General features: G+C 63.5%; 27 protein-coding genes, 1 tRNA gene and 1 pseudogene. 16 read left to right on the top strand and 13 right to left on the bottom strand.

Features of this window, described 5'->3' with window-relative positions; genetic code table 11:
- Positions 1 to 11 precede the first annotated feature (11 nt).
- Positions 12 to 329: a membrane protein gene (locus IB267_RS14635; RefSeq protein WP_043626572.1), complete on the bottom strand. Its 318-nt coding sequence runs from the start codon at positions 327 to 329 to the stop codon at positions 12 to 14.
- Between the two features lie 383 nt (positions 330 to 712).
- On the opposite strand from IB267_RS14635, the gene IB267_RS14630 reads away from it, so the two are divergent.
- From IB267_RS14630 to IB267_RS14600, 7 genes are all read left to right on the top strand, one after another.
- A tRNA-Ser gene (locus IB267_RS14630) sits at positions 713 to 802 on the top strand.
- A 186-nt stretch (positions 803 to 988) separates the two neighbouring features.
- Entirely contained in the window at positions 989 to 1,303 is a 315-nt protein-coding gene (locus IB267_RS14625) for a helix-turn-helix transcriptional regulator (RefSeq protein ID WP_192448206.1), read from the top strand.
- On the top strand, positions 1,300 to 1,656 hold the full coding sequence (locus IB267_RS14620) for an SRPBCC domain-containing protein (RefSeq protein ID WP_192448205.1): 357 nt from the start codon (positions 1,300 to 1,302) through the stop codon (positions 1,654 to 1,656). The genes IB267_RS14625 and IB267_RS14620 overlap by 4 nt, the downstream gene beginning before the upstream one ends.
- Positions 1,657 to 1,700: 44 nt before the next feature.
- Positions 1,701 to 2,333, top strand: coding sequence for an ATP-dependent Clp protease proteolytic subunit (locus IB267_RS14615; protein ID WP_192448204.1), 633 nt, complete (start codon positions 1,701 to 1,703; stop codon positions 2,331 to 2,333).
- Between the two features lie 192 nt (positions 2,334 to 2,525).
- Positions 2,526 to 2,831 carry a putative quinol monooxygenase gene (locus IB267_RS14610; RefSeq protein ID WP_052201559.1) on the top strand — a complete coding sequence of 102 codons (306 nt, stop codon included), beginning with the start codon at positions 2,526 to 2,528 and terminating at the stop codon, positions 2,829 to 2,831.
- Positions 2,832 to 2,935: 104 nt separating this feature from the next.
- Complete coding sequence (locus IB267_RS14605; protein WP_192448203.1) at positions 2,936 to 3,808, top strand: sigma-70 family RNA polymerase sigma factor; 873 nt, start codon at positions 2,936 to 2,938, stop codon at positions 3,806 to 3,808.
- Positions 3,809 to 3,995: 187 nt separating this feature from the next.
- Positions 3,996 to 4,631: a bifunctional 2-polyprenyl-6-hydroxyphenol methylase/3-demethylubiquinol 3-O-methyltransferase UbiG gene (locus tag IB267_RS14600; protein ID WP_192448202.1), complete on the top strand. Its 636-nt coding sequence runs from the start codon at positions 3,996 to 3,998 to the stop codon at positions 4,629 to 4,631.
- 38 nt (positions 4,632 to 4,669) lie between these two features.
- Here the strand turns inward: IB267_RS14600 and IB267_RS14595 are convergent, their stop codons facing one another.
- Positions 4,670 to 5,485 (bottom strand): aminotransferase class IV family protein, encoded by an 816-nt coding sequence (locus IB267_RS14595; RefSeq protein WP_192448201.1) that lies wholly within the window; start codon positions 5,483 to 5,485, stop codon positions 4,670 to 4,672.
- Positions 5,486 to 5,590: 105 nt separating this feature from the next.
- On the opposite strand from IB267_RS14595, the gene IB267_RS14590 reads away from it, so the two are divergent.
- Positions 5,591 to 5,944, top strand: coding sequence for a MerR family transcriptional regulator (locus tag IB267_RS14590; protein WP_192448200.1), 354 nt, complete (start codon positions 5,591 to 5,593; stop codon positions 5,942 to 5,944).
- Positions 5,945 to 5,973: 29 nt separating this feature from the next.
- On the opposite strand, the gene IB267_RS14585 is transcribed toward IB267_RS14590, so the two are convergent.
- Complete coding sequence (locus tag IB267_RS14585) at positions 5,974 to 6,372, bottom strand: DoxX family protein (RefSeq protein ID WP_192448199.1); 399 nt, start codon at positions 6,370 to 6,372, stop codon at positions 5,974 to 5,976.
- Between the two features lie 4 nt (positions 6,373 to 6,376).
- The gene (locus IB267_RS14580) at positions 6,377 to 6,556 is read right to left on the bottom strand and encodes a hypothetical protein (RefSeq protein ID WP_192448198.1); all 180 of its coding nucleotides are present in this window, start codon (positions 6,554 to 6,556) and stop codon (positions 6,377 to 6,379) included.
- A 159-nt stretch (positions 6,557 to 6,715) separates the two neighbouring features.
- Between IB267_RS14580 and IB267_RS14575 the strand changes: the two genes are divergently transcribed.
- From IB267_RS14575 to IB267_RS14565, 3 genes are read left to right on the top strand one after another with little or no spacing between them, the layout of a single operon-like run.
- On the top strand, positions 6,716 to 7,048 hold the full coding sequence (locus IB267_RS14575) for a helix-turn-helix transcriptional regulator (RefSeq protein WP_192448197.1): 333 nt from the start codon (positions 6,716 to 6,718) through the stop codon (positions 7,046 to 7,048).
- 1 nt (position 7,049) lies between these two features.
- The gene (locus tag IB267_RS14570) at positions 7,050 to 7,526 is read left to right on the top strand and encodes an SRPBCC family protein (RefSeq protein ID WP_043611790.1); all 477 of its coding nucleotides are present in this window, start codon (positions 7,050 to 7,052) and stop codon (positions 7,524 to 7,526) included.
- Between the two features lie 12 nt (positions 7,527 to 7,538).
- A complete protein-coding gene (locus IB267_RS14565; protein WP_192448196.1) occupies positions 7,539 to 8,162 on the top strand; it encodes a dihydrofolate reductase family protein in 624 nt (207 codons plus the stop codon).
- A 232-nt stretch (positions 8,163 to 8,394) separates the two neighbouring features.
- Here the strand turns inward: IB267_RS14565 and IB267_RS14560 are convergent, their stop codons facing one another.
- A complete protein-coding gene (locus IB267_RS14560; RefSeq protein WP_192448195.1) occupies positions 8,395 to 9,324 on the bottom strand; it encodes a hypothetical protein in 930 nt (309 codons plus the stop codon).
- Positions 9,325 to 9,394: 70 nt separating this feature from the next.
- Positions 9,395 to 9,781, bottom strand: a complete 387-nt coding sequence (locus tag IB267_RS14555; protein WP_246810637.1) for a hypothetical protein — start codon at positions 9,779 to 9,781, stop codon at positions 9,395 to 9,397.
- 10 nt (positions 9,782 to 9,791) lie between these two features.
- Between IB267_RS14555 and IB267_RS33275 the strand changes: the two genes are divergently transcribed.
- Complete coding sequence (locus tag IB267_RS33275) at positions 9,792 to 10,010, top strand: hypothetical protein (RefSeq protein ID WP_246810636.1); 219 nt, start codon at positions 9,792 to 9,794, stop codon at positions 10,008 to 10,010.
- 27 nt (positions 10,011 to 10,037) lie between these two features.
- On the opposite strand, the pseudogene IB267_RS33890 reads toward IB267_RS33275, so the two are convergent.
- The 3 genes and pseudogenes from IB267_RS33890 to IB267_RS14540 form a co-directional block, all read right to left on the bottom strand.
- Positions 10,038 to 10,199, bottom strand: a pseudogene (locus IB267_RS33890) (MerR family DNA-binding transcriptional regulator); the annotation flags it as partial.
- 104 nt (positions 10,200 to 10,303) lie between these two features.
- Entirely contained in the window at positions 10,304 to 11,500 is a 1,197-nt protein-coding gene (cml, locus tag IB267_RS14545) for a CmlA/FloR family chloramphenicol efflux MFS transporter (protein ID WP_192448192.1), read from the bottom strand.
- A 241-nt stretch (positions 11,501 to 11,741) separates the two neighbouring features.
- A complete protein-coding gene (locus IB267_RS14540; RefSeq protein WP_192448191.1) occupies positions 11,742 to 12,023 on the bottom strand; it encodes a BON domain-containing protein in 282 nt (93 codons plus the stop codon).
- Positions 12,024 to 12,263: 240 nt separating this feature from the next.
- Here IB267_RS14540 and IB267_RS14535 point away from each other — a divergent pair, with 240 nt between their 5' ends.
- On the top strand, positions 12,264 to 13,208 hold the full coding sequence (locus IB267_RS14535) for an AEC family transporter (protein ID WP_192448335.1): 945 nt from the start codon (positions 12,264 to 12,266) through the stop codon (positions 13,206 to 13,208).
- Between the two features lie 145 nt (positions 13,209 to 13,353).
- Here the strand turns inward: IB267_RS14535 and IB267_RS14530 are convergent, their stop codons facing one another.
- Positions 13,354 to 14,037, bottom strand: a complete 684-nt coding sequence (locus tag IB267_RS14530; protein WP_192448190.1) for a cytochrome c family protein — start codon at positions 14,035 to 14,037, stop codon at positions 13,354 to 13,356.
- A gap of 156 nt (positions 14,038 to 14,193) precedes the next feature.
- On the opposite strand from IB267_RS14530, the gene IB267_RS14525 reads away from it, so the two are divergent.
- The 3 genes from IB267_RS14525 to IB267_RS14515 all read left to right on the top strand — a co-directional run bounded on the left by IB267_RS14525 (position 14,194) and on the right by IB267_RS14515 (position 16,376).
- Entirely contained in the window at positions 14,194 to 14,949 is a 756-nt protein-coding gene (locus IB267_RS14525; RefSeq protein ID WP_192448189.1) for a 3-deoxy-manno-octulosonate cytidylyltransferase, read from the top strand.
- A gap of 26 nt (positions 14,950 to 14,975) precedes the next feature.
- Positions 14,976 to 15,830, top strand: coding sequence for a prephenate dehydratase (locus tag IB267_RS14520; RefSeq protein ID WP_192448188.1), 855 nt, complete (start codon positions 14,976 to 14,978; stop codon positions 15,828 to 15,830).
- 408 nt (positions 15,831 to 16,238) lie between these two features.
- Positions 16,239 to 16,376 carry a DUF1127 domain-containing protein gene (locus IB267_RS14515; RefSeq protein WP_064817013.1) on the top strand — a complete coding sequence of 46 codons (138 nt, stop codon included), beginning with the start codon at positions 16,239 to 16,241 and terminating at the stop codon, positions 16,374 to 16,376.
- Positions 16,377 to 16,439: 63 nt separating this feature from the next.
- On the opposite strand, the gene IB267_RS14510 is transcribed toward IB267_RS14515, so the two are convergent.
- The 3 genes from IB267_RS14510 to nudC all read right to left on the bottom strand — a co-directional run bounded on the left by IB267_RS14510 (position 16,440) and on the right by nudC (position 18,601).
- Complete coding sequence (locus tag IB267_RS14510; protein ID WP_192448187.1) at positions 16,440 to 16,808, bottom strand: VOC family protein; 369 nt, start codon at positions 16,806 to 16,808, stop codon at positions 16,440 to 16,442.
- Between the two features lie 81 nt (positions 16,809 to 16,889).
- Positions 16,890 to 17,597, bottom strand: coding sequence for a YafY family protein (locus IB267_RS14505; protein WP_192448186.1), 708 nt, complete (start codon positions 17,595 to 17,597; stop codon positions 16,890 to 16,892).
- Between the two features lie 23 nt (positions 17,598 to 17,620).
- Positions 17,621 to 18,601, bottom strand: coding sequence for an NAD(+) diphosphatase (gene nudC / locus IB267_RS14500; RefSeq protein ID WP_192448185.1), 981 nt, complete (start codon positions 18,599 to 18,601; stop codon positions 17,621 to 17,623).

Genomic DNA, 18,601 nt, shown 5'->3' with positions numbered 1-18,601 from the left:
CCCGCGCCGTGTCAGGCGGCGAACCGTCCAGCCGCCGGCCGCTTCTTGTATCCGGCCATCCACAGGATGAGAGCGATCAGTGCGAGCACCGCGAAGGCCGGCTGCTGCAGCAGCCAATGCAGCATCCCGTGCCAGATCGTCGGTGCGGTATCGGAACGTTGGGCAAACTGGACCCAGCTTGCCGTGTCGGCGCCAAGCGCCTCCAGGTCGTCGCCGAGCGACGTCATCACCAGTTCCGATGCGGCGACCGACTGGATCGCGTCGACGGCACCGGCAAGCACGGCGGCAAACAACACGATGGCGCTCGCCAGCCTCAATAGAAATCGCATCGCACGGCATTCCCTTCAATTCGCTGGCTGGCGCCCAGTCGTCGGCTCGGCGCGTCGCCCCGCCGCATCTTCTCCGATCGCCCGTGCCTCGGACAAGGCCCGGCAATGAAAATATGCGGCAACCTGGCAGGCCGGAGGATGTGGCGGAGACCGGCCGGACGCATCGGGCGCGCCCTGACGCAAGAGATAAGCCCCTTGCCCGGAGTGCACAATGGGAACCGGAAACCCGCTCACGTCACAAGATGTCAATAATCTGTCAGAAAGCAGTTGATCCCGGGCAAATCATCGGTATATAGACGCGCGTCCGCCGGTTCTAAGCTGGCTGACGCCGAAGGGCCCCGCCCTTCCCATCCAGCCGGATTGACCGTCGGCTGCTGACGGATGGACAGGTGGCCGAGTGGTTGAAGGCGCACGCCTGGAACGCGTGTATACGTGAAAGCGTATCGAGGGTTCGAATCCCTCTCTGTCCGCCATCTCCCCCTTGTTCTGCTTCCCATGCCAATTTGTTCACAGCGCGACCCATTCCTGTCTGCTGGCAGGTATCGATCTGCGGCGCCTTGACCGCATCTTGCGGCGCGCAAAAGCCGCGATCCTTTCTTTTCTCCTCCTGCTGAACAGCGCACTTGTTATTGAGATAAGTCCGTGCTTATGTGTTGGTCATGATCGAGAACGAGATATTCCGAGCCCTGGCTGACCCGACGCGCCGCGCCATCTTCGAGAAGCTTGCCGACGGAAGCATGAATGCCAGCGCCTTGCGAGAAGGCATGGACATCAGCCAGCCGGCGATGTCCCAGCACATTTCGGTGTTGCGGAGTGCCGGGTTGGTGAAGGAGCAGCGGCAAGGCCGGTTCGTAAACTACGAAGTCGATCCGGACGGGCTGACCCATATTGCGCAATGGCTCGCGAAGTACCGTGCCTACTGGCCCGCGCGCATCGAAGCTCTGAAGATCTTGCTGAAGGATATGGACCAATGAACCGTGAAAGCAGCGCTCCGAACGAAAACAGCCTTGAGCTGGAATACGAACTCGACGAGGCGCCGCAGAAGGTCTGGCGCGCAATCAGCATCCCGGCGTTTCGTGAAAACTGGCTGCCGAAGGAGGCCTTGGCTGATCCCGAAGGCGCCGTTGTCGTGCCTGGAGAGGAGGTCCGCTACAGGCTGCGCGAAACCGAGGCTCCGTATCTCGAAAGTACCGTCACCTTCCGGATCGCGCCGATCGGTGCCGACAGAACCAGGCTGCGGATCGTGCACGAACTGCCGAATGCTCGCAGCGGTCGCGTAACCAGGAGGGCCGCGAACAACAACGATACCCTCATGCTCGCCGCGTAAGCCGACGGGCTTCCCCACAAACTCTGGTTAAATGGAGTTCGCCGATGCGCGAAGCGATGCAACTCGTCCCTATGGTCGTTGAGCAGTCGAATGGTGGAGAGCGATCGTTCGACATCTATTCCCGCCTGTTGCGCGAGCGAATCATCTTTCTCAATGGTGAGGTGAACGACACGGTCTCCGCGCTGGTCTGCGCCCAGATGCTTCTTCTCGAAGCGGAAAACCCGAAGAAACCCATCCATCTCTACATCAATTCGCCGGGCGGCGTCGTGACCAGCGGTTTCGCCATGTACGACACCATGCGCTACATCCGGGCGCCGGTGCATACCTTATGCATGGGGACCGCACGCTCCATGGGTTCGTTTCTGCTGATGGCCGGTACGCCGGGACAGCGGGCCGCCTTGCCCAATGCCAGCATCCTCGTGCACCAGCCATCGGGCGGTTTTCAGGGCCAGGCGTCCGACATGCAAATCCACGCCGAGGAGATCCTTCGCACCAAGCAGCGCATGACGCGGCTCTATGCGGAACATTGCGGACGGACCTACGAGGAGTTCGAACGCGCCATGGACCGGGACCGTTTCATGACGGCCGAGGAGGCTCTGGAGTGGGGGCTGATCGACACCATCCTCAAGGTTCGCGACGACGGCGAGCCGGTGGCCGCCGGCGGCTTTGCTCTCTGACGGTCGGTCTCTGTCGGCGGGCCATGTGCCAAGGACGGATGGTCCGAGCCACGAAACCGGCTGAAGGCACTCCCTTGCCAAAGGAGTGTTGCCCGACGTTCGAATCGCCTGGCGCCAAAAAATCTTCGCGTGCGCGATCCGTTTCGCCTCTTCGCTTCGTCTTTGCTGCATCTGCAACGAAGGAGAAGCACCATGACCACTGCACCCGTCACTCTCGTCAACGTTCTGAAGGTCGAACCCGGCAAGCAGGCGCAGCTGATCGCGCTTCTGAAGCGCAACATCGACACCGTCATCCGCACGCTCGATGGCTGGCGGACGAGCCGGCTGATTGCCGCCAGGGACGGCACAAGTGTCATCATCTATTCGGAATGGGAGACGCCCGCGGCCGTCGAGGCGATGCGCGCCGATGCCAGGATGAAGGCCTATTTCCCACAGATCCTAGAACTGGCGAGCCTCGAATCGGTCGTCGGCGAGGTAGTCCTCAGCGATAACAGGTGACGCTGCACGGTAGTCCGCTGCCAAGACGGGTTGCGATCAGTCAGGCAGCGGACATTTTCTTTCGTCCACGCTATCGTCCGAACCGGACGCCTGGAGATATCCCGATGGAACTCGATACCATGAATGCGGAAGACTTCGAGGATCGGCTGAGGGAACTCCGGCCGCGGCTGCACCGCTATTGCGCGCGCATGACCGGCTCGGCCGTGGATGGCGAGGACGTGCTGCAGGACACGTTGATCAAGGCCGTGCAGGCACGGGCGGATGGCGTGAAAGTGGACAATCTCGAAGGCTGGCTGCTGCGCATCGCCCACAACACCAGCCTCGATTTTCTGCGCCGACGGTCCCGGCACAAGATCGTCCCGCTTTTCGATGACATGGAAGACGCGCCGCTGCCCGAGGCGGACATCGTCGCGGTCGGCTATCAAACCTTCCTGCAGCTGCCGGAACTTCAGCGCTGCGCCGTGATCCTGAAAGATGTGCTCGGCCATTCGATCGAGGAAATCGCCGATATCGCCGACTGCACGCCGGCGGCGGCCAAGTCGGCGCTGCAGCGCGCCAGGGTGGCGCTCCGGCAGCTGGCCCAACGCCCGGAAGATATGCGGCTGCCGCTGATGTCCGATGCGAACCGGCAGAAAATGGCAAGCTTCGTGCGCTTCTTTCAAGGCGGAGACTTCGATGCCATCCGCGCCATGCTGGCCGACGATGTGAAGCTTGAGCTGGTCAACAGGCTGAAGCTGGAGGGCCGGGAGGGAATCGGCCGCTATTTCACCCGCTACGCGCATGAGACGCGGTGGCGTTTTGCGCTGGGGGCGATCGAAGGGCGGCCGGCCATGCTGGTTTTCGACAGTGTCGGCCCGATGGAAAAGCCGGCGCACTTCGTCGTTCTCGACTGGCGCGGCGACGAGATCGTCGCGATGCGCGATTTTCTCTTCGCTCCCTATGTGCTTGAAACCGTCGATTGGGTTCGGCTCGCTTGAGTTGCGGGAGAGCGGCTCTTTGCCGATTGAGGGGCGGTTCTTCGCCAAGTGTTGACGGTTCCGCGCTACTGCTGAACCTTCGCTGGTGTCGGCAGCCGTTGGCTCTTGGCAGGTTTTCCTGGCCGGTCTTGCACCGGCGCCGGGCATCGCAGCGGGGGGGACTGGTTGCGATCTGGGGAGAGGCAGCATGAGTTTGGCGAGCGACGCGCGTTTCTGGGACCGGACGTCGCGGCGATACGCCAAGGGCACGATCGCGGACCCGGCCGCCTATGAACACACGCTCGACCGCACCCGCGCCTTGCTTCTGCCCGATGACCGGGTGCTTGAACTCGGTTGCGGCACGGGAACGACGGCGTTTCGGCTGGCGGGCGATGTGCGCGATTATCTTGCGACCGATTTTTCGACCGAGATGATCGCCATTGCTCGGGAGAGATATGCCGTCGACCTGGTTCCGAACCTCGCCTTTCGCACCGCGACGGCCGAAACGCTTGCGGCCGAATGCGGTCAGTTCGATGCGGTGCTGGGCTTCAACTACCTGCATCTCGTGCGCGACCTGCCCGCCACGCTCGACAACATTCACACCCTGCTTGCCTCCAAGGGGGTGTTCATCTCCAAGACGCCCTGCGTCGGCGACATGAACCCGCTCGTCCGGCTCCTGCTGCCGGCGATGCGGGCGGTCGGCTTGGCGCCCTATGCGGGAGCCTTCAGTGCGGCCGAGCTCAGACGGCACATTGTCGCTGCCGGCTTCGAACTTCTGTCGGCGGAAAATCACGCATCGGCGAGCAACGACAACCGTCCCTACATCGTCGCTCGCAAGCGCTGAAGACCGGAGCGGCGGCGCGGCCCCGGTCTTGATGCGTCCTAGCCGCGCGCAGCCGGTTCGGCGGCATGTGCCCGATGCAGCAGGCTGATAAACGCCTCCGCGTCCGGGATCGCCGTCGAGCCGATGGCGCTGACGGCGATGCCAGGCGTCCAGGAATTGAGTACCGCAGCGCCGGAGAGCGTCTTCAGCCGGTCGAGGGTGATTTCCTCCTGCCGCTGCGGAACACCGAGACGTTCGAGTTGGCGCTGGACCGTGCCCATCATCGTACCGGTCAGCATCTCGGCCTTGGGCCAGATGACGGCTTGGCCATCCCAGAAGACCAGGTTCCAGATCGTCGCTTCACTGAGGTGCCCTCGACGGTCGATGAAGGCGGCGTCGTCGTAGCCCTGCCTTATCGCCTGATGCAGGTAATAGGTCTTGCCGGATTCTCCGACGTGCTTGATGGTCGCGAGCGGGCGTTCGTGCTCGACGACGGCGAGCCTGAGCGGTCCCTTCGGCCCGTTGGAGGGCGGGCCGCTGCGCACGAGGACCGAGAGGTCTCCCTGCATGCTGTCGGCGGTGAACTCGCCGTCCGGCGAATATACCGTGACGGTCAGGGACTGGTCGGCCGGGCCGGCGTCGACCGCGGCCCGGATGCGGGCGCGCAGGGTTTCTTCGGGCACGGCACGGCCGAAAAATTCGATCGACGCGCCGTGCAGGCGCTTGAGATGCAGGTCCAGGCCCTTGATCCTGTGGTCCCGGACCTGGATCGCCGTGAAGTGCGCGAAGCCGGCGAAGGCGAGCGCAGTCAGCTCCGCCGCGTCGGCCGGGCGGCCGTCGATTGCTGCCGGATAGTGGTGGGTTTCGGTCGCCATGATTTTGCTCCTGGGTGCGGTTTGCATAAGGGAGCCATAGCCTTAAGGTCTGACAGCGCTGTCAGAGTCAAGGGTGTGTTGAAGGGCGCTTTCAAGGGTGATTGCATGAAGATCGGCGAGCTGTCGAAACGCACCGGCGTCAGCATCCGGATGCTGCGCTACTACGAGGCGGAAGGTCTGTTGAAGCCGGAGCGCACCGAAACCGGCTATCGTGATTATGACATGGCGGAGGTGCGCACCGTCGAGCGCATCAAGCTGCTCGGGGCCGGCGGCATGACCCTTCCGACCATCCTGCAGTTCCTGGCCTGCGTGCGCGGCGAGGGGCCGATTTTCGAGCCCTGCGACGAGTCGCGCGTGACGCTGCGTCAGCAGATCCGCCTCGTCGAGGAAAAGACGGAAAAGCTGGCGCAGAACCACAATGTGCTGACGAGCTTCCTGGCCGAGATCGGCGAAGGTTGAGCCGCCCGCCGAGCCGTCGTTGTTGACGTTCAACGCTTGCGCGACAGGATCGATACCAGCGCCAGTCCGCCGATCACCGAGACGTGCTCCAGCGCCACGGTCATGTCGCGGAAGGCCTCTTCGCCCTGCTTCAGCCAGAAGGGATGGGCGATCGGGACCGTCAGCATGGTGAAGACGGCGAGCGCGCCGGCAGCAAGCCAGACCCAGCGGTTGAGGATGATCAGGAGAGAGGCGCCGATCTGCAGGATCAGCGTCGCCGTATTGAACAGCCATCCTGGCGTCAGGCCGAAGCCTTCCATGACCGCGGCGTTGGCGTTGAAGTCGAAGAGCTTGGCAAGGCCGCTCGACCAGAAGACGAGCGTCAGCAGCACGCGGGCGAGGATGCCGAAGGCGCGCGAATCGAGAATCCTTGCGATAGGGCCGGACATCGGATCATTCCTTCCTTGCTGTAAGGAGGGAGGCGTTGCGCGCGCTTGCACTTGGCAATGCCGGCCCGGTGGCGAGGCCTGCGAGCCAGTCGGCGGCGTACGATGCGCCGCGGGGCTCGGCGATGCCCGCGGATGCGGTGCCGGTCCCGGTATTTTCAGTCTTCATCTGGTTTTTGAATGCCACGTCGGCCCCCTTGTCCTATTGAACCGACGGGGTTTGTAGAAGCTCAACCAGGCTTGAGGTCAAGAAAACGGCGATGTGACAAATTGGCTGCCGCCGGTGGCTTCGCGTCGATCAATAGTTAGCTATTGCACTAAGTATTTGCGCATGATACTTAGCCTTATGGAACAGTATTCGGACCGATTGGACGTGATCTTTCAGGCGCTCGCCGATCCGACCCGGCGTGCCGTGCTTTCGCGGCTCGGCGGCGGTCCGGCGAGCATCAGCGATCTCGCCAGACCCTTCGACATGGCCCTGCCTTCTTTCATGAAGCACATCCACTTCCTCGAGGGCAGCGGGCTCATCCGCACGCACAAGCAGGGCCGGGTGCGCACCTGCGCGATCGAGAAGGCGCAATTCGCTGCAGTCGAAACCTGGCTCTCGGCGCAGCGCGCGCTCTGGGAAGGCCGTGCCGACCGGCTGGAAAAATTCGTCACTGAACACGAGGAGGAATGACATGACCCGCTCTCCCGATCCTGAACTCGACCTGACGATGGCCCGCGTCATCAAGGCGCCACGCGCGACCGTCTGGCGCGCCTGGAGCGATCCCACGCGGCTCGAACAATGGTGGGTTCCCGAGCCGGCAAGATGCAAGGTGATCGACATGGATCTCAGGCCCGGCGGCAGCTTCGTAACGCGGATCAGCGAAGGCGGCGGCGCTTTCGTGCCGCATATCGATGCCTGCTTTCTCGCGGTCGACGAACTCTCGCGCATCGTCTTCACTGACACGCTGCTTGCCGGCTGGCGCCCGGCGGAAAACGCTTTCATGACGGCGATCATCACCCTCAGCGATCATCCTGGCGGTACGGAGTACGCCGCCCATGTGATGCATCGCAGCGGCGCGGACCGGAAGATGCACGAGGAGATGGGCTTTCACGACGGTTGGGGGACTGTCGCCGAGCAACTGGCCCGGTTCGTCGAGCAAACCCACTGAGGAGCCGATCCCATGCGCAACATCGTGCTGCAGATGATGACGACGCTCAATGGCCGCCTGGACGATCCGCTTGCCTGGATGGGCACGGTGGTCGAGGAACAATACCGGGCGATCGACCGCCTTTACGCCGGCTACGACACGGTTCTGGTCGGTCGCACGACCTATGAGGAGATGGTCGGCTACTGGCCGGGCGCACTGAACGACGAGGCGGGCGGCGAGACCAATCGGGTGATGGCAGGGCGCATGCACGACTATCGCAAGATCGTGTTCTCCCGAACCGGCGAGCAGGCAATCAGCCCCTGGCACAATGCCGAGCGGGCGGTGGTTCATGATGATGCGGCGCTCTCGCGCTTCCTGACCAGCCTGAAGGCTGAACCCGGCCGGGATATCCATCTGTCCGGCGGCGCGAGCCTTGCACAGACGGTGATTGGCCTCGGCCTCGTCGATCGCTACCACTTCTTCGTCTACCCGGTCGTATCGCCGGGCGAACCATGGTTCGCCCGGCTGCGCGACAAGAACGAGCTGCGGCTGATCGGCAGCGAGCACTACGACAACGGCGTCGTCGGGCTTCACTACGAGACGGTGCGCGACACGAAGTCGGCGCGCCCGAAAAGCTTCTCGGAGCTCATTGCCTAAAGCAATTCCAGGAAAAGTGCGTAGCGGTTTTCCGTCCGGGATTGCGCCAGCCAAACGAGGAATTCCAGGAAAAGTGCGTAGCGGCTTTCCGTCCGGGATTGCGCCAGCCAAACGAGCGAATTCCAGGAAAAGTGCGTAGCGGTTTTCCGTCCGGGATTGCGCCAGCCAAACGAGCGAATTCCAAGGAAAAGTGCACAGCGGTTTTCCGTCCGGGACTGCGCGGCTTGTAAGTTCACTCCCCGGCTTGCAGGGTGGCGAGCAGCCGGTCGTAGGTCGGCGCCAGCAGGCGCAGGCTTTCGGCCGCCTCGGCATCCCTGCGCAGGACCAGCGGATACTGCAGGGCGCCGATCAGCCGTGCCTGCTCGCCGGCGATCGCGGCGGATTTGGCAAGGCCCGCCCGCGCCAGGCAGGATGCCGCGTCGCCGGCGCGGCGGGCGCCGACGCGAACGGCGAAGTGCACGAGGTGAGCCCGCAGGTTCTTGTCGCAGTTAGCTTCGATCCGAGCAGCGAGCGCTTCGGCAGCGTCGGCATTGCCAAGGCTGCCCACCGGCACCAGCCGGTCCGTGGTCATCGAGAGCCAGTGGATGGCGGCCGGCACCGAGGCGCGAATTGCCTCGATCTCGCTCACGTCGGCGACGCGCGAGAATCCCCATCGCATGGTGTAGGGGTCGCCATAGCTCAGCGTCTCGGCGCCCCAGGCCGTCATGAAATCGTGGAGCGGCAGAGAGGCGTAGGGATATCCTTGCGGGTCGTGCATCAGCACGCGCGTCTCGTCCAATGCGAGGACCACGACGTAGTGATCGGCCTCGATCGGCCCAGTCATGCCCGGCTGGTGCCGCAGATGCCCCATCTCCACCGGGCCGACCCAGACGGGGCCATCCTTCAGTGCCGAGCGCAGGCGGGAAAGCGCGTCCTCGGGCTCGCCGCCGCTGCTGACCTGCGACGTCCAGCCGAGCGCGTTCAGCGCGCCGTCGAACCCGGCCTCCGGATCCCAGCCATAGGGATCGAAGAACGGCAGCGTGCCGCCGACGATCTGCATGCCGAAGGGACTGCCGGTGGCAAGCTCGATGGTCGAGGTCGAGGGTGCAGCCTCGCCGAACATCATCGCGAACGAGTTGGCGTAGCAATAAGGGCCGGAACCCACATATGAAAAGTGCTGCATCGGTTGATCCTTGAGTAATCGAGGGAAGGAGAAATCGGGGAGGAAGTGATTGGGACGTGCGGGGATTGGCTTAGCGCACGATGGGGTAGGCGACATCGAAGCGGGCGCTGCCGCTGCCGGGATAGATTTCGTAGGGGCTGCCGAAGCAGCAGATGTCGTCGCTTTGCTCGAACCAGGCCTCGATCGCATCATAGACGCGAAGCACCGCCGGAAAGGTCTCGAACGGTTCGGCCACGGCGAGGAACGCCTCGCGCCCCGCCGGCTGGAGGCGGATGCGCAGATCGCCTGTGGGTTCGAGACTGCCGTCATAACCGATCGCGACCTCGACGAGACCCTTGCCGTCGTGATTGACCGGCTCGTGGAAATGCAGCGTCATCGGCCCGTCGTCGCTCTTGCCCGATTGCGCAAGATAGCCGCGGATCTCCGTTTCGGCGCTTTCGGTGAAGGCCTCGAGCATCCACCGTCACATGGTTTTGGCGATAGACGATTTTCGAAGGCGCGACGTCGCGCACGGCAACGGCCATGACAAGCGGATCGTCGCCGCCGCTCGATTGCCGGATGATGGCCTCCACCAACTCGCGCTGATCCTCGAGCCGCTTGCTCTGCACCTCCAGCCAGGCGCGAAGCTCCGTCAGGCGAACGTCAGGCTGAAGATCGATCAGCCGCGCGATCCGGGCGATCGGTAGGCCCAGCTGCCGCAGCCGGGCAATCAGTCTGGCGCGGCTTGCCTGCGTGGCGGCGTAGTAGCGGTAACCGGTTATGGGATCGACATGGGCAGGCACCAACAGGCCCTGCTCGGCATAGAGCCGGAGCGCCTTCGGCGACAATCGTGTGGCGGCGCCGAAGCGGCCTGCGAGGAAGTAGGAATCGGTCATGAGAGCAGTCTGGGGCCAGCCCCAGGGGCGAGGTCAAGGGGCATGTTGCCGTCTTTCCGGTTGAAGACCTCCCGGAGTGGGTGACCGCTCCGGGAGGGGCAGGGCTATCGAATTTTGCGCCGGTCGAGAAACGCCAGCGCCAGCAGCGTGATCGCCGCCATGCCGAGGCAATAGCCGACGAGCGGCCAGGCCGTATCGCCACCAAGCAGCAGCACGGCGCCAGTGCCGACAAGGCTGACGATCAGGCTCTGGATCGAGAAGTGGAGCGCCACCGCCGTCCCGGCGATGGCATCGAAGGCCTTGAGCGCCCCATTGGCGGTGACCGAGGTGGTCATGACGATGCCGAAGGCGATCACCCACATCGGCAGCACGAAGCTCTCGAACGACGGAGCGGCCAAGACTTCGCCCGCGCCAAGCAGCAGCCCGCCGAGGATGATCAGGGCCATGCCGCGGGTCAGGCAACCGGCGGTCCCGTAGCGGGCGACGAAGCCCCTGGCGAAGCGCGTGGCGATGATCATCACGACGGCAGCGGTCGCGAAGGCCAGGCTGAAGCCCAGCTGCGAATAGCCGGCGCGATCGATGAGCAGGCGTGGGGCGGTGGAGAAGAACACGAAAAACGCGCCCATCGCCGTGCTGAAGCCAAGCGTGTAGGTCCAGAAGGCACCACTTGTGAGCATGGGCATGAAGCTCGGCTTTGCCGGTGCAGCGGCGTCGGGCCGGGTTTCGGACCAGCGCGGCAAGGCCTGGCCGAGTGCGGCAAGGCCAAGAACGCTAAGCGTCACGAAGATCGCTTGCCATCCGAAAGCGCCTGCGATCAGCGCGCCGGCGATCGGCCCGAGCGCCGGTACGAAGGAGAGCATGGCGCTGAAGAGGCCATAGATGGTCACGCCTTCCGGACGCGCGCCATAGACATCGCGCACGGTCGCGAAGGTCGCGACCAGGGCGGCCGAGGCGCCGGCCGCCTGGACGAGCCGCAAGGCGACGAAGACCGGCGCCGAGGTGGTTGCCGCCAGTCCTAGCGACGACAGGGCAAACAGCGTCGCGCCGCCGAGAAGCACGGGCCGGCGGCCGAAGCGGTCGGACAGCGGGCCGAACAGCAACTGGCCCAGGCCCAAAAGCAGCATGTAAAGGCTGAGCGTGAGCTGGACGACTGCGGGCGACGTGCCGAGAATGGCCGGCATGTCGGGCACGACGGGCAGATAGATATCCATGGCGAGCGACGTCAGGATGTCGAAGGGCGCCATCAGCAGAAGGGCTGCCGGCAGCGAGTAGGACCAGGTGGGGGAATTACGATCGGGCATGATGATACATCCGCGCAAATGAAAACATTCGGCGGCGATCTGCCACTTCATCAAATCTTCTGAGTGTGAGCCGACAGACGCCGCAACAACTTATTCAACCGTTGTTGCGGCTTACCTGGTTGCTGACGGGTCGGTCCTCATCTGCGGCTCCTATGGCGGCTCTGCGGCGGTAGCGCCAAGCCTGCCGAAATCTCATGCCGGCATGTCCTATCATCCGGATTTCCGCACGGCAACCGCTCGCTCAGCGATCAGCCTCGCCCGCGCCCGGCGTCACTGCCAGCCGGTTCTCGACGCTGGTCACGCCGATCACAGATGCTGCGGCGTCGCCGGCACAGGCGATGTCGGATGCCTGCGCCACATGGCCGGAAAGCACAACGACCCCGCCGAGCGCCATCACAGAGATGTCGCGCGTATCGATCATCGCCGCATACTGGATGTAGCGCAGCACCTTGTCGGCGAGCGCATCATCGGTGAGATGCGGATCGTCGTCCTTATGTGCGTATATCGGCTTCTCTGTCGGCATGGCTCGTTCCTCATGCTGTTTCGGAACGCCTGCGGGCTGTGAATGTTCCCCTCTCTCTGCCAGCTGTTCGCGCGCTTGCGGCGCAGGTGCGAACAACGTTATTGCTGGCAGGACCACTCCAGGAGCGGGAAGAGGAAAGCATTTACGGTCTTCCGCCCGGCTCCCGCTCACCTCATGACAACCGACCCCGAAGATCTTGGATCGATCCGCTCCAAGGCCATCGTGATCCAGGGCCCGCGCATGTCCGATATCTTCCAGAATGTCCTGCCCATCTTCATCCTGATCCTTGCCGGCTGGTTGCTGGTGCGCTTGAACTACCTGAAACCGGCCGTCGGCGAAGCCTTGGGCGATTTCGTCTTTCGCGTCGCGGTGCCCATCCTGCTGTTTCGCACGATCGCCGAGGCGGATTTCAAGGACGGTTCGCCCTGGCCGCTCTGGGTCGCCTATTTCTCGGGCGTTGCGGTCACCTGGACGTTGGGACACGTGGCGGCGACGCTCGTCTTCAAGCGGGATGCGCGCATGGGGGTTCTCGCCGGCGTCTCCTCTGCCTTCGCCAACACGGTCTTCATCGGCCTGCCGCTGGTGTCGCGAATCGTCGGCGAGGAGGGCATCGTTGCGATCTCGATCCTGCTTTCGGTGCATCTGCCGGTCATGATGATCGCGGGCACGCTCCTGATGGAGCGTGCGGAGCGGCGCGCCGGGGGCAAGCCGGGGCAGAGCCCGCTGCAGCTCCTGGCCGGCGTCGCCCGCAATCTGGTGCGCAACCCGTTGGTGATCGGTCTTGCCTGCGGTGCCGCCTTCCATCTTGTCGGCCAGCCGCTTGGCGGTCCGGTCAAGACCGTCGTCGATCAGCTGGCGTCGATGGCAGCACCCGCGGCGCTGATCTCGATTGGCATGGCGCTGGATAAATACGGCCTTGCCGGCAATCTTGGGCTCGCCTCGGTCACGAGCGCCTTGAAGCTCGTCGTCATGCCGGCGGTCGTCTATGCGAGCTGCCACCTGCTCGGCCTCAACGACAACTGGACGACGGCGTTGGTGCTGACGTCGGCCGTTCCGACGGGTGTGAACGCCTGGCTGATCGCCAACCATTTCAATGTCGGCCATGGGCTGGCGTCCTCGACGATCACGCTGACGACCGCGCTCGGCGTCGTCAGCGTTTCGGTCTGGGCCTATCTGCTGATGTGATTGTCGCACTTTCCGGCAAACTGTTTCGCCGGAGAGGGGGATCCGTCTCAACGTTCCGTGCGCGACATCCGTCGCTGTGCCCGAATACGAAAAGGCCCGGCGCGAGCCGGGCCTTTTGCAATAGGGTCGCTTCCGACCGCTGAACTTATTGCGCCGGTGCCGGCTGGCCTTCGGCCGGCTTGGTCTCGGTTGCCGGGGCTTCGGCCGGCTTTGCACCTTCGGCGCCAGCAGCCGGCGCTGCTTCGCCGGCAGCCGGTGCGGCTTCGGCAGAACCGGCAGATGCGTCCGGCAGTGCTGCCGGAGCGTCGGCCTGCTCGCGCAGCCAGGCAATCAGGTTGGCGCGCTCGTCGGGCTTCTTGACGCCGGCAAAGCCCATGGCGGTGCCCGGAACGTGCTTCTTCGGTGCTTCGATGAAGTAGCTGAGGTGGTCGTAGTCCCAGACGACCTTGCCGCCTTCGGCAAACGTCTTCATGCCGGCCGAGTAGCTGAAGCCCTCATGCGAAGCGATCGGGCGGTTGACGAGGCCCCAGAGGTTCGGACCGACTTTGTTTGCGCCGCCCTTGTCGGCGGTGTGACAGCTTGCGCATTTCTTGAACACGGCTTCACCGGCGGAAGCATCGGCCTTGAGCAGCAGCGGCTTGATGTCGACTTCGACTTCTGCGGCACCGCCGGCACCGGCTTCAGACGTGCCTTCTTCGGCGACGATCGTAAAGCCTTCCTTTTCGGGAGCTTCGGAATGGAAAATGCCTTCCGATGCAATGGACACGGACATCAGAACGAAGACCGTTCCCAGAAAGGCGCCCACGCCCATGTTCACATATGAATTCATCTGCAAACGCTCCCTTTGCCACCGGCGCAAACAAAAACCCGGCCTATCTTGAAATCGCGCGGAACCTATGTCTTTTGGCTCTGCGTTGCAACAGTGATTATCGGCCCCTAACTGAGACTTATTGACACTTTCGGCGGGGTTTTTGAAGGCCAGATCATGAATCGCGAAAATTCAGGTAAAGTCATCGTGCTCATTCCGGCGCGCATGGCTTCGACACGCCTACCCGGAAAGCCGCTCGCCGACATTTGCGGCCTGCCGATGATCGTCCAGGTAGCGACCCGGGCGCAGGAAGCGGACGTCGGCCGTGTCGTCGTTGCCGTCGACGACCAGCAGGTCTTCGACGTGGTGCGCGAGGCCGGCTTCGAAGCGATCATGACCCGCGTCGACCACCAGTCCGGTTCCGACCGGATCTACGAAGCGCTGCAGAAGGCCGATCCGAACGGCGAAGCCGAGTTCGTCATCAACGTCCAGGGTGACCTTCCGACGGTCGAGCCGGCCTCGATCCGCGCGGCGCTGAACCCGCTCGAAAATGCCGCCACCGATATAGCAACACTGACGGTGGCGATCACCGAAGAGAGCGAGAAGACCAACCCGAACATCGTCAAGGTCGTCGGTTCGCCGCTTTCGGACACGCGCCTGCGCGCGCTCTATTTTACCCGCGCGACCGCGCCCTATGGCGAAGGCCCGCTCTATCACCACATCGGGCTCTATGCCTATCGCCGCCAGGCGCTGGAGCATTTCGTCTCGCTTCGGCCCTCCGTGCTCGAGCGCCGCGAATCGCTGGAGCAGCTGCGTGCGCTTGAAGCCGGCATGCGCATCGATGTCGAGATCGTCGATTCGGTCCCGCTTGGTGTGGACACGCCGGTCGAGCTGGAAAAGGCCCGCCGCATCCTGTCCGCCCTTAACCGCTGATATCAGAACCTGAGAAGGACGCTACCGTGACCGCCAAGACCAACAGGATTTCCTTCCAGGGCGACTATGGCGCCAATTCCGACATGGCCTGCCGCGACATGTTCCCGTCGATGGAGCCGTTGCCTTGCCAGACCTTCGAGGATGCCTTCGTCGCGGTCGAGAACGGCGACGCCGATCTGGCGATGATCCCGATCGAGAACACGATCGCCGGCCGCGTCGCCGACATTCATCACCTCCTGCCGGAATCGCGGCTGCATATCGTCGGCGAATACTTCATGCCAATCCGCTTCCAGCTGATGGTGCTTCCGGGTGTCACCCGTGATGAGATCCGCACCGTGCACAGCCACATCCATGCGCTTGGCCAGTGCCGCAAGATCGTTCGTTCCAACGGCTGGAAGCCGGTCGTCGCCGGCGATACGGCGGGTGCGGCAAAGCTCGTTTCCGAAAAGGGCGACCGCTCGATGGCAGCGCTCGCGCCGCGACTGGCCGCCGATCTCTATGGCCTCGAAATCATCGCTGAAAATGTCGAGGATACCGAGAGCAACGTCACCCGCTTCGTCGTGCTGTCCCGCGAAGAGCAGCGCATATCCCGGACCAGCGACGAAGAGCTGATGATCACCACCTTCGTCTTCAATGTCCGCAACATCCCGGCAGCGCTCTACAAGGCCATGGGCGGTTTCGCCACCAACGGCATCAACATGACCAAGCTCGAGAGCTACCAGCTCGGCGGCCGGTTTGTGGCGACGCAGTTCTATGCGGATATCGAAGGGCACCCGGACGACGTCGGCGTGCGCCACGCCATGGACGAGCTGCGTTTCTTCTCCGAAAAGGTCCGCATCCTCGGAACCTATAACGCACACCCGATGCGCGGCGTTCTCTGAGCAGATCCGCTCCGGCGCCAGACTTCTGCGAGAAAAGCCTGCGCAGGCAAGCGCCGACCGCCTCCGGTGGGGCGGTCGTTTTCGCTTTCCCGTAGCTGGAGGCCGCAGGTCACGAGTGCGCCTGATTTCTAATCAAAATAAAGCCTATGGTTGCGGTCTTCTTGCGCTGTGTATTCGCGGGTCTGCCATCTGGCTAAGATTTTTACAGCTTCATGCTTAAGTCCTGCGCGTTCCGTCCGCGATCATTCTCCGAGGGAATCATTGGTTTCGCCACGCCCTACGGGGGCGAAAGTGGCAAAAGTTCGTTAACCGGCTACGCGTCTGGTGCATGCCTAGTTTGCAATCGTGGCGCTACACAAATTTTAGGCAAATGCCTATTTGACGCTCGTCAAGTAAGGAGTTTTAAAAATGAAGATCCGTCAGAAGATCATGGAATATGCGAAGACCCGCCGTGCGATCCGCGAGCTGAACGCTCTCGACGATCACGCACTGAGCGACATTGGTCTGTCCCGTTCGCAGATCCAGGCCGCCGTTTACGGCCGTTAATCCATACCATTCGCGCATCCCGCCGCTTCAGGCTGGCGGGATGCGCGCCGCCTACCCTCTCGCTTATGAATCGTAGAGGCAGACGCGCAGCCGGTGACCATCCGGATCGAGCGCGACGAAAGTCGGACCGAAATCCATCTCGGTCAATTCCTGCGCAATCGGCAGGCCTTTCCCCTTCCAATCTTCGTAATGTGCGCGCACCGCGCTCTCGTCCTCCACCATGAAGGCCAGTTCCGATCGGCTGCCCGATGCCGCCGGCTCCGGCGAGACCGTATGTTCGGCCCAGAGCCCGAGGGTGAAACCGCCCGGCAGCTCGAAGGACGAGAAGGTCTGGTAGGCGACCTGCGGTTCCTGCGCGAGAACCCCCCGGTAGAACGTCACGCTTGCGAGCGGATCCTTGACGTAGAGAACGATGAGATTTGCCTTGGCCATGGTTTTCCTCCTTGTTGCGGGAGTGCCAAGGCTAGGACTGGCCGCTGCCAGTTTCTGTCAGCATCGGCGCATGTGCGCCCGTCAGGAGCCGACCGTCTGGCGTTTTGATGCCGACATGTTCTGGCTCGCGCGCCAATCCTTCATCAGCACCTGCCGGCGGCGGGGATAGCGCGCCTCGGTCACCGCCATCCGCTGCATGCGGTCGGCGCGAAAGTGCCGGAAGTCCAGGCGCAGCTCGCACCAGGCCATGACCATGCGCACGTTTTCGAAGAAGCCGAGCGCAAAGGGCCAGATGGTACGCTGCGTCGCGCTGCCGTCATTGTCGACGTAGTCGAGCTCCACCTTGCGTTCGTTGCGGATCGCGCGCCGGAGTGCCGCGATGTCGATGCCGTTGGTGGCCGGCGGGCTCGGGCCGACGAGCAGGGTCGAACTGTCCAGTTCCTCGCGAAGCTCGGCGGGCAGCACGGCAGCAATCTTGGCGAGCGCATTGGCGGCAGCGCCGGCGAGATCGTCGTCGGTGCGTTTGGAGACCCAGCGCGAACCGAGCACCAAGGCTTCGATCTCCTCGGCGGAAAACATCATCGGCGGCAGCATGAAGCCGGGTTTCAGCACATAGCCGAGTCCCGGCTCGCCCTCGATATCGGCGCCCTGGGCCTGGAGGCTGGCTATATCGCGGTAGAGCGTTCGGAGGCTGACACCGGTTTCTTCCGCCAGCCTCTGGCCGCTCACCGGCTGGCGGTAGCGCCGGAGCACCTGCAGGAGGTCGAGCAGCCGTTCGGAGCGGGACAAGGCCGGTCTCCTCTAGAGCGCGCCTACGCCCGCTCGCCCCAGGCGAGCCAGTCGCGCATCAACTGGTGTGCGATCGCGCCCTTCGGCGGCGGAATATGCACGTCGCCGGTGTCGGCGACCCCGGTCGAGCGTTCGAGCATCGCGGTCGTTTCCTCGCGCGTGAACCAGCGCACGTCCTCCAGCTCCTGTTCGTCGCGCTTGATGTTGGTCGATTTCGCCTCGGCATAGCAGCCGATCATCAGCGTGTGCGGCATCGGCCAGGGTTGCGAAGCATGGTAGCGCACCCGGCCGATATGAATGCCGGACTCCTCGAGGGTTTCGCGGCGCACGGCGTTTTCGATCGTCTCGCCCGGCTCGACGAAGCCGGCAAGGCAGGAATACATGCCCGGCGCGAAATGCGGGCTGCGACCGAGCAGGCAGAGATCGCGCTCAAGGTCGATCGTCATCATGATGACGACGGGGTCGGTCCGCGGGAAGACCATGTGGCCGCAGGCGGTGCAGATCCGGCGGTAACCGCCGGACTTGCCTTCCATCGGGCCGGCGCAGCGGCCGCAGAAGCGGTTGTTGGCATTCCAGGTAATCAGGCTCGAGCCTTGCGCGAACTGGCCGAGCAGTTCCTCCGGCAGCATCTGCTGGCGATAGAGGGTGCGGCCATCGGCGATCTTGAAGGGCTCGGTGATCGTCTCTTCGGTGAGGCCCGTCGGCACAGCCAGCCGTGGTTCGCCGTTCGCGAGGTAGCCGAGCAGGATCGTCTCGTCGAGAACGGGTTCGAGGCCTTCGAGCTCATAAGGCGCAAACAGCGGGTCGATGATCTTTTCGTCATGCTTGACGATGAGCTTCGCTCCGGAGAAGGCGAGGAAGTGCGCACCCGGGTGTTTCAGCGCCACTTCGACGCAATCGTCGGCGCGGTGTTCCGACTGGCGATCCAGATGATTCTCCGAGAAGGCGACGAGGGTGCTTGGCTCTGGATGCGGGCTGCGAAGGTCAAAGATCGATTTCGTCAT

The sequence above is a fragment of the Ensifer sp. ENS09 genome (assembly GCF_014852425.1).
GTDB lineage: Bacteria > Pseudomonadota > Alphaproteobacteria > Rhizobiales > Rhizobiaceae > Ensifer.
This window is presented reverse-complemented; position numbering and strand designations above follow the sequence as displayed.

What these genes read in the sequence shown, in the direction of transcription:
- IB267_RS14635 (WP_043626572.1), bottom strand. Translation starts at nt 329, where the DNA reads ATGCGATTTCTATTGAGGCTGGCGAGCGCCATCGTGTTGTTTGCCGCC.
- IB267_RS14625 (WP_192448206.1), top strand. Translation starts at nt 989, where the DNA reads ATGATCGAGAACGAGATATTCCGAGCCCTGGCTGACCCGACGCGCCGC.
- IB267_RS14620 (WP_192448205.1), top strand. Translation starts at nt 1,300, where the DNA reads ATGAACCGTGAAAGCAGCGCTCCGAACGAAAACAGCCTTGAGCTGGAA.
- IB267_RS14615 (WP_192448204.1), top strand. Translation starts at nt 1,701, where the DNA reads ATGCGCGAAGCGATGCAACTCGTCCCTATGGTCGTTGAGCAGTCGAAT.
- IB267_RS14610 (WP_052201559.1), top strand. Translation starts at nt 2,526, where the DNA reads ATGACCACTGCACCCGTCACTCTCGTCAACGTTCTGAAGGTCGAACCC.
- IB267_RS14605 (WP_192448203.1), top strand. Translation starts at nt 2,936, where the DNA reads ATGGAACTCGATACCATGAATGCGGAAGACTTCGAGGATCGGCTGAGG.
- IB267_RS14600 (WP_192448202.1), top strand. Translation starts at nt 3,996, where the DNA reads ATGAGTTTGGCGAGCGACGCGCGTTTCTGGGACCGGACGTCGCGGCGA.
- IB267_RS14595 (WP_192448201.1), bottom strand. Translation starts at nt 5,485, where the DNA reads ATGGCGACCGAAACCCACCACTATCCGGCAGCAATCGACGGCCGCCCG.
- IB267_RS14590 (WP_192448200.1), top strand. Translation starts at nt 5,591, where the DNA reads ATGAAGATCGGCGAGCTGTCGAAACGCACCGGCGTCAGCATCCGGATG.
- IB267_RS14585 (WP_192448199.1), bottom strand. Translation starts at nt 6,372, where the DNA reads ATGTCCGGCCCTATCGCAAGGATTCTCGATTCGCGCGCCTTCGGCATC.
- IB267_RS14575 (WP_192448197.1), top strand. Translation starts at nt 6,716, where the DNA reads ATGGAACAGTATTCGGACCGATTGGACGTGATCTTTCAGGCGCTCGCC.
- IB267_RS14570 (WP_043611790.1), top strand. Translation starts at nt 7,050, where the DNA reads ATGACCCGCTCTCCCGATCCTGAACTCGACCTGACGATGGCCCGCGTC.
- IB267_RS14565 (WP_192448196.1), top strand. Translation starts at nt 7,539, where the DNA reads ATGCGCAACATCGTGCTGCAGATGATGACGACGCTCAATGGCCGCCTG.
- IB267_RS14560 (WP_192448195.1), bottom strand. Translation starts at nt 9,324, where the DNA reads ATGCAGCACTTTTCATATGTGGGTTCCGGCCCTTATTGCTACGCCAAC.
- IB267_RS14555 (WP_246810637.1), bottom strand. Translation starts at nt 9,781, where the DNA reads ATGCTCGAGGCCTTCACCGAAAGCGCCGAAACGGAGATCCGCGGCTAT.
- IB267_RS33275 (WP_246810636.1), top strand. Translation starts at nt 9,792, where the DNA reads ATGGTTTTGGCGATAGACGATTTTCGAAGGCGCGACGTCGCGCACGGC.
- cml (WP_192448192.1), bottom strand. Translation starts at nt 11,500, where the DNA reads ATGCCCGATCGTAATTCCCCCACCTGGTCCTACTCGCTGCCGGCAGCC.
- IB267_RS14540 (WP_192448191.1), bottom strand. Translation starts at nt 12,023, where the DNA reads ATGCCGACAGAGAAGCCGATATACGCACATAAGGACGACGATCCGCAT.
- IB267_RS14535 (WP_192448335.1), top strand. Translation starts at nt 12,264, where the DNA reads ATGTCCGATATCTTCCAGAATGTCCTGCCCATCTTCATCCTGATCCTT.
- IB267_RS14530 (WP_192448190.1), bottom strand. Translation starts at nt 14,037, where the DNA reads ATGAATTCATATGTGAACATGGGCGTGGGCGCCTTTCTGGGAACGGTC.
- IB267_RS14525 (WP_192448189.1), top strand. Translation starts at nt 14,194, where the DNA reads ATGAATCGCGAAAATTCAGGTAAAGTCATCGTGCTCATTCCGGCGCGC.
- IB267_RS14515 (WP_064817013.1), top strand. Translation starts at nt 16,239, where the DNA reads ATGAAGATCCGTCAGAAGATCATGGAATATGCGAAGACCCGCCGTGCG.
- IB267_RS14510 (WP_192448187.1), bottom strand. Translation starts at nt 16,808, where the DNA reads ATGGCCAAGGCAAATCTCATCGTTCTCTACGTCAAGGATCCGCTCGCA.
- nudC (WP_192448185.1), bottom strand. Translation starts at nt 18,601, where the DNA reads ATGACGAAATCGATCTTTGACCTTCGCAGCCCGCATCCAGAGCCAAGC.